Annotated in this window: 10 protein-coding genes and 1 pseudogene; 5 read left to right on the forward strand and 6 right to left on the reverse strand. The window is 54.7% G+C overall.

The genetic code is table 11. The features are described 5' to 3' along the window. Positions 1-104 precede the first annotated feature (104 nt). Positions 105-611 (reverse strand): glutathione peroxidase, encoded by a 507-nt coding sequence (locus HA41_RS00945; protein ID WP_094119171.1) that lies wholly within the window; start codon positions 609-611, stop codon positions 105-107. Between the two features lie 303 nt (positions 612-914). After that, on the reverse strand, positions 915-1,400 hold the full coding sequence (locus HA41_RS00950; protein ID WP_094119172.1) for a GlcG/HbpS family heme-binding protein: 486 nt from the start codon (positions 1,398-1,400) through the stop codon (positions 915-917). Between the two features lie 243 nt (positions 1,401-1,643). Between HA41_RS00950 and hprR the strand changes: the two genes are divergently transcribed. Together hprR and HA41_RS00960 are read left to right on the forward strand one after the other, a co-directional pair. Continuing rightward, on the forward strand, positions 1,644-2,324 hold the full coding sequence (hprR, locus tag HA41_RS00955) for a response regulator transcription factor HprR (protein WP_094119173.1): 681 nt from the start codon (positions 1,644-1,646) through the stop codon (positions 2,322-2,324). Then, positions 2,317-3,671: pseudogene (locus HA41_RS00960) on the forward strand (heavy metal sensor histidine kinase). Before hprR ends, HA41_RS00960 begins: the two are co-directional and overlap by 8 nt. A 292-nt stretch (positions 3,672-3,963) precedes the next feature. Here HA41_RS00960 and HA41_RS00965 read toward each other — a convergent pair. Then, positions 3,964-4,257, reverse strand: coding sequence for a DUF1330 domain-containing protein (locus tag HA41_RS00965; RefSeq protein WP_094119174.1), 294 nt, complete (start codon positions 4,255-4,257; stop codon positions 3,964-3,966). 302 nt (positions 4,258-4,559) lie between these two features. On the opposite strand from HA41_RS00965, the gene HA41_RS00970 reads away from it, so the two are divergent. Beyond that, on the forward strand, positions 4,560-5,465 hold the full coding sequence (locus tag HA41_RS00970; RefSeq protein ID WP_094119175.1) for a LysR family transcriptional regulator: 906 nt from the start codon (positions 4,560-4,562) through the stop codon (positions 5,463-5,465). Between the two features lie 308 nt (positions 5,466-5,773). On the opposite strand, the gene HA41_RS20940 is transcribed toward HA41_RS00970, so the two are convergent. Continuing rightward, positions 5,774-5,920 (reverse strand): hypothetical protein, encoded by a 147-nt coding sequence (locus HA41_RS20940; protein WP_158086610.1) that lies wholly within the window; start codon positions 5,918-5,920, stop codon positions 5,774-5,776. A gap of 480 nt (positions 5,921-6,400) precedes the next feature. On the opposite strand from HA41_RS20940, the gene HA41_RS00975 reads away from it, so the two are divergent. Beyond that, a complete protein-coding gene (locus tag HA41_RS00975; RefSeq protein WP_094119176.1) occupies positions 6,401-7,777 on the forward strand; it encodes a sensor domain-containing diguanylate cyclase in 1,377 nt (458 codons plus the stop codon). A 155-nt stretch (positions 7,778-7,932) separates the two neighbouring features. Continuing rightward, complete coding sequence (locus HA41_RS00980) at positions 7,933-9,435, forward strand: MDR family MFS transporter (protein ID WP_094119189.1); 1,503 nt, start codon at positions 7,933-7,935, stop codon at positions 9,433-9,435. A gap of 35 nt (positions 9,436-9,470) precedes the next feature. Here the strand turns inward: HA41_RS00980 and iolG are convergent, their stop codons facing one another. Together iolG and HA41_RS00990 are read right to left on the reverse strand one after the other, a co-directional pair. Beyond that, entirely contained in the window at positions 9,471-10,481 is a 1,011-nt protein-coding gene (iolG, locus tag HA41_RS00985) for a bifunctional inositol 2-dehydrogenase/D-chiro-inositol 1-dehydrogenase (protein WP_094119177.1), read from the reverse strand. A 13-nt stretch (positions 10,482-10,494) separates the two neighbouring features. Continuing rightward, positions 10,495-11,322 (reverse strand): TIM barrel protein, encoded by an 828-nt coding sequence (locus HA41_RS00990; RefSeq protein ID WP_094119178.1) that lies wholly within the window; start codon positions 11,320-11,322, stop codon positions 10,495-10,497. Positions 11,323-11,390: the final 68 nt, after the last annotated feature.

Raw genomic sequence — 11,390 nt, forward strand, 5'->3', positions numbered from 1 at the left:
ACTTTGGACTCGTGATGAGGTTATGAGATCACCGTGTCCCATACCCGCTGTAAGCGTGGTGCCAACGTTAACCCCACCTGAATTATCAGTTTGCCAGAAGCGCCTTACAGGTGTGAATTAAAGGGGGCTTCGATTGCAAGTGCAGCAAGGATTGCGGCTTCCATTTTTTCTGGGGTGGAGATCGGTGCAAAACGCCTGAGCGGTTTGCCGTTGCGTCCGATCAGAAACTTAGTGAAGTTCCACTTTATCCGCCCGCCCAGCACGCCGGGCAACTCCTCTTTCAGGTAACGAAACACCGAATGCGTTGCGGCACCGTTGACCTCCACTTTCCCGAACATCGGAAAGCTCACACCGTAGTTGATGTGGCAGGTTTGGGCGATGTCGTCAGCTCCACCGGGTTCCTGCTTACCGAACTGGTTGCAGGGAAATCCAAGCACCACCAGACCCTGGTCAGCGTATTTCTTGTAGAGCGCTTCAAGACCCGCATATTGTGGCGTGAATCCACAATGACTGGCGGTATTGACCACCAATACCACCTTGCCAGCATAATCGGCCATTGAGATGGGCTGACCACGCAGACTGATGGCAGTAAGCTGATGAAAGGGGGACATCTTGGCATCCTCAGTGCAAAACTGTTTCGACATCGACATCGACATCGACATCGACAACTTGCATAGCCGCAGCAACACACCGCGTGAAGCGTGATGAGCAGATCCAAAACGGTGACTTCAGGCTGCAGTTCAAACTGTCGGTCAGGTGTAGTGCGATTAATTCACTATTATGGAGGAAAGGTCCGCTTATTGCACAAAGCAGACGTGCTGGCTGCTGCCTATTTATCAAAACCGCGCGGGGAACCGTTTCCTACTCGCGCCTGACAGGGTGAAACAGCCGCCGCGCTTTCATCATCATTACTCTTATTTGCTGTTACCCAGCACTTTATGAATCGCTTCGGTGCCACATTGGTCGTCTGACTCCGCGCCGCCGGTGCCTGCCATGCCAACAGCCCCGATCCACTGACCGCGATATTGCACGGGTACGCCGCCGCCAAGCAGCAAGAGATCATTGACCGTGTTCAGGTTGACGCTTTCCGGTGATGATTGTGCTTTGATGGCAAGTTGCCTGGTCGGGGTTTTGGTTGAGAGCGCCGTAAACGCTTTACGCCAGGCGGCCTGGGTATTGTGAGGCCCCACGTTATCATCCCGCATCAGCGTGACCAGATTTCCGCCACGATCCACGACTGCCACCACGCCCTGACGATTCATGCTATGGCAGGCAGACAAGGCCTCGGTTGCCAGCTGATTGCTCAGCGCCTGCGTCATGTCATAGACGGCGGCGGGCTCAGCCGAGAGCACCACGGCAGGCGCGGTAGTCAGCATCAGTGCAATAATCAGACGTTTCATTTATTTTCAGCTCCCGCGATAGGAGGAATAACCGAACTGGCAGCGAGGGTAACCGCGGGAACGGCAAGCAGCGTGGCGAGGGCCAGGGCAGTGAAACTCTTTTTCATTTTTTAATACTCCGGTGTTAATCACACTGCTGTTATACCGGCACGGTTGTTCCTTCTGCCTGTCAGGAAGATGACCATATTGTCATCTGGGGCTGAAACGCTGGGGCGGTCATAAGTTTCATGGCAAACTGCGCCGATGAAATTATTACTGATTGAAGACAACCCGAAGGCCAGCGCCTGGGTGCGTAAGGGGCTGGAAGAGGCGGGCTATATCGTGGATTACGCCGCAGACGGGCGGGATGGTCTGCATCTGGGGCTGTCGCATCCCTATAGCCTGGTGATACTGGATATCATGTTGCCGGGTATGGACGGGTGGCAGGTGCTAAAAACCCTGCGAACCGCCTCTCCTGTTCCGGTGATTTGTCTGACCGCCAGAGACTCGGTAGATGACCGGGTGAAAGGGCTGGAGCTGGGTGCAAATGATTATCTGGTCAAACCCTTTTCGTTTGCTGAGCTTCTGGCTCGGGTAAGGAATCAGCTCAGGCAGCAGCAACCGCACAGCAGTGTACTGCGGGTAGGTGATTTGGTGATGGACGCCGCGCGCTTTCAGGTGACACGTGGCGGTGTCACTATTGCACTAACGCGTAAAGAATTCATGCTGCTCTGGCTGCTCGCCAGCCGTCACGGTGAAATTCTGCCCCGCACGCTGCTGGCCAGCGAAATCTGGGGCGTCAATTTCGACAGCGAAACCAACATTGTCGATGTCGCTATCCGCCGCCTGCGTCGTAAAGTCGATGACCCTTTCCCTCAAAAACTCATTACCACGGTAAGGGGCATGGGATATTGCCTGTCAGAAAAGGCGGTTGATGGTGTATAGCCCTTCTCTGACGCTCCGGCTGACGGCGATTTTTACGCTGATCATGGCGATGGCCTGCGGCGGCATCAGCCTGATTCTGTATAAAGCCTTGCGCAGCGAACTGGTCTGGCGGGACGACCAAACGCTGATTAACCGGGCGGCTCAGTTAAGGCAACTGCTTGAAGATGGCGCGCATCCCAGTTCGCTGCCGCTCTACTTCAATCGGATGGTCGATATCCGTCAGGACATTCTCAGTATCCGTTCGCAGCATGAGCAAAATGTCAGCATTAATCATACCGGGATTACCTTGCCCGACCTCTCGCCCACGCCGGTCAACAGTCCACCCAGTGAGAAACAGTTGCACCGCTGGATCAATGCGGACAATACGGAAGCGTCGGCGTTAAGCTGCAGGCAAATTCATCGCTCGGGCCGGTAACCATTACGCTCGCCCGGGTCGCGCGCGCGCGAGCGCTGATGCTGGAGCGTTACCGCCAGCAAAGCATTCTGGTTTCACTGGCGGCCATTTTGCTTTGCGCTGCCGTCAGTCCGTTGCTTATTCGCCGGGGATTACGGGCGATCGGCCGGTTAAGTGAGATTGTGGCAGAAACGGCCAGTGATCGGTTAAACCAGCCCGTGCCGCTTCAGGCTATTCCGCAGGAGCTGCTGCCGATTGGCAACGCGCTTAACGCGATGCGCCAGCGTCTATCGACAGACTTTATCCGTCTGACTCAGTTTGCCGACGATCTGGCTCATGAAATCCGCACGCCCATTAATGTGTTACTGGGCCAGAATCAGGTCGCGCTGGGGCATCAACGCTCAGCCGCTGAGTACCAGACGCTGCTCGAAGGGAACATTGAAGAGCTGGAGAGCCTGTCCCGACTGACTGAAAACATTCTCTTCCTGGCGCGCGCGACTCACCACAACATCAAACTCGATAAAGAGGTCTTCCTGCTGCCGGACGCGCTGGAAATCCTGATCGACTTTCTTGAACCGGTTGCGGAAGAACAGCAGAAGGTCATCGAGCTTCACGCCGCAGGAAATATTAGTGCGGACAGAATGCTTTTCCAGCGTGCGATAAGTAACCTGCTGATCAATGCCATACGCTACTCGCCTGAAAACAGAGTGATTCGGGTCAGCACGTCCCATCAGCCTGACTACGTAGAGATTGAGGTGTCAAACGCCGGTGAAGAGCTTGCAGAGCCAGAAAAGTTATTCGAGCGATTCTGGCGAGGCGATAACGTCCGTCATACCGCCGGAAGCGGGCTGGGACTCTCATTAGTGCGCGCAATCGCCACCTTACATGGCGGCAGTGCGTACTACCGACACGAGCAAGGAGACAATATTTTTGGTCTTCGTCTGCCTTCCTGAGCGATAGCGTCGGCGTATGGCCAACAGGCCGGAAGGATGGAGAATTGATTGAGCCTGACGCGCGTTAAGTGCAGCAGCGGCCCGGGCTGTGAAAACAACGTGATGCCCTGTGACGTCGCGATGATAAGAATGCCGGGCATCAGATATATATTGAGGTCCGGCACCACACCGGTTGATCGGAAAGCACAGGCTAGCAGATTTCAGTCACGTTTTGACCGTAAGGCCCGGCACGTTCATCAGTTGCGCCGGGATTCGGAGGGCGTTGGCCCGCGATGAATTCAGGAACGGCTCTTTAAAGGCCAGCCCCTTCAACCAGCACGAAGGTTCCGGTCGCGGCACCTGCGCGTAATAATCGGGCTGCCTGATAACCTGGGCTTTCGTAAAAACGTCTGGCTTCGGCAAAAGAAGCGAACTCAAAAACCACATGCCGTTCATGAGTCTCTCCTTCAAGGTTTTCATACTGCCCGGACCAGGCGATGATCTTTGGATTAAAGTCCTGCATAGCTTCACCGGCAGCGCTGGCATATTCAGCATAGGCAACCGGGTCCGTTACCGTGACGTGTGCAATTAAATAACCTTTATTCATCTCTCTTTCTCCTGGGTTAACAGCAATCTGTTTCATTCAGGTGTGAACCTGACGGTAATGGGGCAGAGACGGTGAAATTATCTTCTTAATCAGAAGATTGAGAAATTCAGCGTCACGTTCCACCGTGTTTTGTTTGTGCATCTTCAGCCAGCGCGCTTGTTAATCGATGCGCTGTCGCGAGTGATGGCTGACAGCCGCAATGATCAGCCAGGCGGGATACGCGGTGTGAAAACAGTTTATTAACTCTTTACAGGGTGATAAATAATCGAAAAAATAACGTACTGTTAATCTGAGAGAAAACAATGAAAAATCTGGAGGCGTTAATCATCTTTGCGCGCGTAGCGGAAATGAAGAGCTTTACTCAGGCGGCAGAAAGTCTGGGTATCCAGAAAGGGCGGGCATCTTTGGTGATTCGTGAACTCGAACAGGAAATTGGCGCAACGCTGCTACACCGGACAACGCGGACGGTACAGCTGACTGAAGATGGGCGGGCTTTTTATACGCGTGCCTGCGACCTGCTTTCAGAAGCTGAAGATTTACATTCAATGTTTTCTCATGGCGAGATGTCACTGCGGGGACGGATACGCATTGATATGCCAGCGGTGCTGGCGCAAAGCGTGATAATTCCCGCGCTGCCACAGCTGCTGGCTGCACATCCGGAACTGGAGATCGAGCTTTCAAGTACCGATCGCCGGGTCGATTTGGTTCAGGAAGGATTTGATGCGGTGATCCGCCTGGGACCAATCGTTGATGAGACGCTGATTGCCCGTCCACTGGGGCAGCTACGCATGATCAACGCTGCCAGTCCGGACTATCTGGCGCGCTTTGGCGTACCTCACTCTATTGACGATCTGCTGAATCAGGGACACAGAATGGTTCATTACACGCCGGCTTTTGGTGCAAAGCCGGAGGGGTGGGAGTATCCGGCCGGTGACGGCTACACATCGCTGATGCTACCCGGTGCCATGCGGGTCAATAGCGTACCGGCTTACCATGAAGCCGGGCTGGCCGGTCTGGGCTTAATTCAGGGCGGTTATTCCACACTCGCGCCCGATATCCAGTCTGGCAGGCTGATTGAAGTCCTTCCCGACCTGCGTCCCAGGCCGCTCAACGCCTCTTTTGTCGTCGCGCACCGGCGAAATCTGTCGCGGCGTGTCAGGGCGTTTATGCAGTGGACTGAAGAGATTTTAAAACCTTATTTTAACTGATCCCGCAGTAATTCTTGCGACAGGTAAAATGGAGTGCGGTATGTCTGTTTCGAGGACAACGCTGACATTCGCTAAGTCGCGGCTTCATCTATGCCTCCTGATACGGGCTTGCGGCTGGCCGACACAAAATAAATGATGGGGGTAATAATAAGGTCCGCTCCTGGCGAAAAGCGATTGTGGAGAGACCATTTTTTAACAGAGAGGCAGGGTTCCTGGTGAGGATCGACCTGTTACGGGTTCTTCATTCAGCATGCTCAGCGCAACAGGCCTGGCAGCCCGCTTTGCATTATATCTCTGGATATAACCTATCAACGAATCGGTAAGACACAACCCGTCATTTTTTCGGCCCCTTCCCCCTCAAAAATATCTTCCGGCGTTAAAAAGTGTTTCTCATCATATGCTCCGAAAAGATGGCTGAACGGCTCGGCTCTGAGGCCAGAAATTCTGTATGTCATGCTGTCTCCTTTGGTTATCAGCATGACATTAGCGAGCTTTTAAAGGAAAAACTCGCTGTTTCAGGTCAGGGAAATGTCGGTGAAACTCCAGTACATTCAGAACCTGCCAATGACGTATGCGACAGGCCGCAACCCGAGAAATCGTGCCCAGTATCGGCATCCCTTTACGCAGTAAACGGCGGCACTAACTGACTGCACGGCCGTTGTATACAGCCCGCCTGATTAAAGATTAGCGGCCGATCAGCCGATAAACATCGACGGCGACGTTTTTTCCTGAATGGTGTCACAGAGAGGTTTCAGCACATTTTGACTGGCAAAATGGCCCTGCCGGAGAGGCTGGAGCCACAGCCATCGCTCATGAAAATACTCACCTGATCGAACCTCTTAGCAAAGCCTCTGCCTGGCGGGGCGGTCAGGTAGCCTGCAACGATCAGTTCTACGCTTATTTAGTCACGTCAGCCAACAACGGAGCCGAACACCATGAACACTATGATCAAACCTGCTTTTTCCGCTGTTTGGTCTACCAACGCCCAGGGAATTTGCATCACCAGTCAGGAAAACCCGACTGGCCTGATGCCCGCGCTTAAAGGCGTCACGCTGAGTAAATGGCTGAGGTTGGCACAGGCTGATGATGATGCCAGGATCGCGCTACAACTGATTTCGGCGCTGGAAAGTGTGAAACCTTTTCATATTGAAGTGCCGATTCATTGTCTGGATGGGAAGACGCGGCATGTGATTGTTTCTGGCCTGCCGGACTGTCCGGCATCGGCTTCACGCCTGCAATACAGTGGCTTCATTATGGATATCAGCGGGCACCACAAAGCAATTGATGACGCGCAGCGCGCGGCGGCGGAATATCGGCTGTTAATTGAAAACAGCACTGACCTGATCGCTCATTGCGACACTGACGGCAGGTATGTTTCGATTTCGCCCTCTTACAGTGAAATGATAGGCTGGTCAGCCGATGAAATTATCGGCCAGCGGGTGGTGGATTATCTCCATCCTGATGACCGCGCACCCGCTATGGATGCACTGATACACCTGTCAGAAGGGGGTGTGCTTCCGGACGTGGTCGAGGTGCGCAAGCTACATCGTGACGGCCACTATATTACGCTTGGCACCAGGGCGTGCGGCGTCAGCGATCCTGCCACAGGCAGTAACATCGGTGCTGTGCTGGTTTCGCGCGATATCACGCGTGACAAGCAAAGGATGCGTAAGCTGGAGAAACTGGCGACTCGCGACACGCTGACCGGGTTGCCCAACCGTGCCTGGATAAACGACCAGGTTAGCTGCATGCTTGCGCAGGACGACGATCTGACTTACACCGCGGTACTGTTTATTGATTTGAATGGCTTCAAGGCGGTGAATGATTCAATGGGCCATGCATCCGGCGATGTCTTGCTAAAACAGGTTAGCGAACGGCTACAACACTGCATGTGTTCGGGCGACTCGGTGGCCAGACTGGGCGGCGACGAATTTTTGGTGGCAGCGAAGTGCTATAGCGGTGAGGCGGCGTCAGCTATCGCGCAGCGTATTCTGGACAGTCTGAAAGAGCCCTTTATTATTAATGATAAGGACCTCCGTATCGGGGCGTCGATTGGCATCAGCCTCGCACAGTTTGGGGCGGCATCGGCTCAAATGTTATTTGAACAGGCTGATATCGCGATGTACCAGGCGAAAGCACGACGTGACGGCTCATACCGGTTTTTGAGCCAGAAACGCTTACGTCAGGTGAATAGCCCGCTTTGCCTTCTGACCCTGTTTGAGAGATCTCGCCAATACTGCCCGTTTTTTGCCTTTATCCTGTTCTTACAACCTGAAATGATTCCATTGTCCGGCGACACGGCAGATCGTTAACTCCGCTGAAGTGAAAACAGCGCATCGGAGTAGCCTCCGGATGATTATACCTGCCGCCTGTCCGTGTATGCGTGTGCTTATCGCTCAGCGAGGGTAATGGAAAAACTTTTTTAGTCTATTAAAACAAAAGGATAGATTTAACTTTGTTTGAAAAAATGTCCGGGCGGAAGAAGCAGCCAAACGGGAACGCACCCCCGGTGCGGTTATTATTTAGCGCGTTGCTGCTGGTGATGCTGCTGGCTGCGCTGGATCAGACCATTGTTTCCACAGCGCTGCCGACCATCACCGGCGAACTGGGTGGACTGGATCGGCTGTCGTGGGTTGTGACCGCTTACACCTTGTCATCGACCATTGTGGTGCCACTGTACGGTAAATTCGGCGATCTGTTTGGCCGCAAGCGGGTGCTGCAGATTGCGATAGTGCTGTTCCTTATAGGCTCCGCGCTGTGCGGTCTGGCGCAGAATATGACGCAACTGGTGCTGACCCGGGCCCTTCAGGGACTCGGAGGCGGCGGGCTGATGGTGGTCAGTATGGCAGCGGTGGCAGATGTGATCCCACCGGCCGAGCGCGGAAAATATCAGGGCCTGTTTGGCGGCGTCTTCGGGCTCGCCACGGTGCTGGGCCCGCTGCTGGGCGGCGCGATTGTGCAGCATGTCTCCTGGCGCTGGATCTTCTATATCAACCTGCCGCTGGGACTGTTCGCCCTGCTGGTGATTGGCATCGTTTTCAATGCAGGCGGCAAACGTACCCGGCATGAGATTGATTATCCTGGCGCGGTCTGTCTGAGCATGGCGCTGGTCGGCATCACCCTGTTTACCAGTGAAGGCGGTACCATCCGGCCGTGGTCCGATCCGCAACTCTGGTGCATTCTGGCGTTGGGTCTGGTCGGCTGTATCGGCTTCATTTATGAAGAGCGGCGGGCGTGGGAACCGATTATTCCGCTGTCGCTGTTTCGCAACCGCAGCTTTGTACTCAGCAGCTTGATCGGTTTTATTATTGGTATGTCGCTATTCGGCAGCGTCACCTTTTTGCCGCTCTATCTGCAGGTGGTGAAAGGGTCGACCCCAACCGAAGCCGGCCTGCAGCTGCTGCCGCTGATGGGCGGCTTGCTGACCACATCGATTATCAGCGGACGCATCATCAGCAAAACCGGGCGCTATCGCCTGTTCCCGATTGTCGGCACCTTGCTGGCTACCGCCGGGTTGGCGCTGATGGCCACTATCACTATTACGTCGCCGCTGTGGCAGTTGCAGTTGTTCAGCGCCGTGCTGGGAATGGGGCTGGGGATGGTGATGCAGATTCTGGTGCTGGTGGTGCAGAACAGCATTGAACCGGCGATGACCGGCGTCGCCACCTCATCGGTAACGCTGTTTCGCTCGATTGGCGGTTCAATTGGGGTGGCGCTGTTTGGCACCATTTTCAGCCAGGTACTGAAATCGCAGCTTGAGACGCTGATACCGGCCGGCACCGTCCTGTCAACGGCAATCTCACCTGCGGCGCTGAATCAGCTACCGGTCGATATCCGTCACGATTATCTGCAGGCTTTTGGTGCGGCGATTCACGCGGCGTTTATGATGGCGGCCTGCGTGATGGTGCTGGCCTTTATCCTGTCGCTGCTGATGCGTGAAGAACCGCTGATTAAGAAAAAGCAGGGCTGAATAAATGCACGGCGAAGCCCGCCGTGCAGCCTCTTTCAGCGATAAAAGGCCGGTTTTACCGCCATCTTAACCGGCACAATTTTACCGGAGTTTTGTGCTGCAACGCAGGCGTCAGCCGCCACCGCCGCTGCATAGCCATCCCAGGCTGAGGGACCGGTCATTTCACCCGACATCACGTTATTAATGAATGCCTGCAACTCGACGTCATAGGCGTCGATAAAGCGCTTTTTCCAGTCGGTCAGGATGGTGGTCGACAGTTTCGCGGCACTGCGCAGCTGCACCGACATCGGTTCAGGCAGACGGGCAATACCGCTTTCACCCACCACTTCACACTGAATGTCGTAGCCATATTCACAGTTCACGAAAATTTCGACGTCGATACGTGCGCCTTTGGTGGTCTCCAGCAGCACGATTTGCGGATCGCGCAGGTGTGACGAGGCCTTACGGGTTTTGCGCGGGAAGATCACCTGTGCGCTGACATAGTCATCGTTCAGCAGCCAGCGCAGCACATCCAGTTCGTGGATCAGCGTGTCGGTGATGGCCATATCGGTGGTGTAGCTGTCGCCCACTTCCGGATTGCGGTGCGCGCAGTGCAGCATCAGCGGTTCGCCAATCTCGCCGCTGTCGATCACCGCTTTTAGTGCCCGGTAGCCGCTGTCATAGGGCCGCATAAATCCGACCTGCACCAGCTGGCGGCCCGCCTTGATCTCCGCCTCAACAATATTCAGACAGCCTTCGGCGGTGACCGCCAGCGGCTTCTCACAGAAGACCGCTTTGCCCGCTTCGATCGCCGCCAGCACAAAGGCTTCATGCGTCGGACCCCAGGAGGTAACCAGCACCGCGTTGACCTGCGGATCGTTGATCAGGTCAATGGCATTGTCATAGATACGCGCTTCCGGCGTGAGCTGATCGACAATCTGCTGGCAGTTATCACGATTGATGTCGTTAAGTGCCACCACGCGCGCATTCTGTAATACCGTGCTGCAGCGACGGATGTGTTCGCGACCGATCGCACCGGTGCCGATAACGCCAATATTGATAGTCATAGTGCTTCCTTAATCAGGCTGAGTAGTTCAACAGGTGAATGCTGTTACGAATTTCGCGGATGATGTCCGCGTCCTGCCAGTCATTCATCATTGATGAGAACGGTTCAAAGGCATAAAGGCCGGTGTAGCCCATTTTTTCCAGCCGCTCGACCTGCTGCTTGCTGCGTAAGCGATCGTCGGCGCTGAGCATGATGCGCTCTTCATCGGTGAGCTGGGCGACAGGACGTGGATCGGTGACGCCAGAAAGGTGAACCAGTCCGATCTGCTGCACATCAACGCCCTGTTCGAACGCTTTTTCGGCGTCCTCATACAGATGATGATGGAAGGTATCAATCAGCAGCCGGAACGGGACACCTGCTTCTTTGATCAGCGTCTGCGCCAGTGCTGCCGAACGCAGCGAACTTTGCGGAAAGCCGAGTGGCTCCACCAGCCCCTGAATGCCGAACTCAGCAAACAGCGGCCCTAAGGTTTTCAGCGCAGCGATGGTATCCGCCGCGCTGATTGGGGTGCCGTCATTAAGTGGACAGAGCACCAGAGACGCCGCGCCGACGGCCTGAGCATCGCTCAGCAGCTGGCGGGTGCGCTGCAGGACAGCCTCATTAAGCTGGTTAAAGGGGTAGACCGCATTGATCGTGACGATCTCAATACCGGACTGACGCGCCAGCGCGTTAACCTCTTGACCGGTCAGATCGTCAGTCACGCGCCCGCTTTTCATATCGTTGCGCAGTTCAACTTTATTAATTCCCAGCTGCGTCACCAGATTGAAAAAGCGTTCGATGCTCAGGTTGGGGGCAATTTTGCGATTGATACAGAAACGCGAGGTAGCAATAGATAAAGTCATAGCCATTTCCTGAAAATAAGGTGTGCGTGAAATTGGGTGAATAGCAATCGGTTATGCACCCGGTAGGC

The organism is Pantoea conspicua, from assembly GCF_002095315.1.
In the GTDB taxonomy this organism is placed as follows: Bacteria; Pseudomonadota; Gammaproteobacteria; order Enterobacterales; family Enterobacteriaceae; genus Pantoea; species Pantoea conspicua.

Bases quoted from the DNA above. Each gene is read 5' to 3' on its own strand.
- HA41_RS00965 (WP_094119174.1), bottom strand. From the start codon at position 4,257: ATGAATAAAGGTTATTTAATTGCACACGTCACGGTAACGGACCCGGTT.
- HA41_RS00950 (WP_094119172.1), bottom strand. From the start codon at position 1,400: ATGAAACGTCTGATTATTGCACTGATGCTGACTACCGCGCCTGCCGTG.
- HA41_RS00945 (WP_094119171.1), bottom strand. From the start codon at position 611: ATGTCCCCCTTTCATCAGCTTACTGCCATCAGTCTGCGTGGTCAGCCC.
- hprR (WP_094119173.1), top strand. From the start codon at position 1,644: ATGAAATTATTACTGATTGAAGACAACCCGAAGGCCAGCGCCTGGGTG.
- HA41_RS00970 (WP_094119175.1), top strand. From the start codon at position 4,560: ATGAAAAATCTGGAGGCGTTAATCATCTTTGCGCGCGTAGCGGAAATG.
- HA41_RS00975 (WP_094119176.1), top strand. From the start codon at position 6,401: ATGAACACTATGATCAAACCTGCTTTTTCCGCTGTTTGGTCTACCAAC.
- HA41_RS20940 (WP_158086610.1), bottom strand. From the start codon at position 5,920: ATGACATACAGAATTTCTGGCCTCAGAGCCGAGCCGTTCAGCCATCTT.
- iolG (WP_094119177.1), bottom strand. From the start codon at position 10,481: ATGACTATCAATATTGGCGTTATCGGCACCGGTGCGATCGGTCGCGAA.
- HA41_RS00980 (WP_094119189.1), top strand. From the start codon at position 7,933: ATGTCCGGGCGGAAGAAGCAGCCAAACGGGAACGCACCCCCGGTGCGG.
- HA41_RS00990 (WP_094119178.1), bottom strand. From the start codon at position 11,322: ATGACTTTATCTATTGCTACCTCGCGTTTCTGTATCAATCGCAAAATT.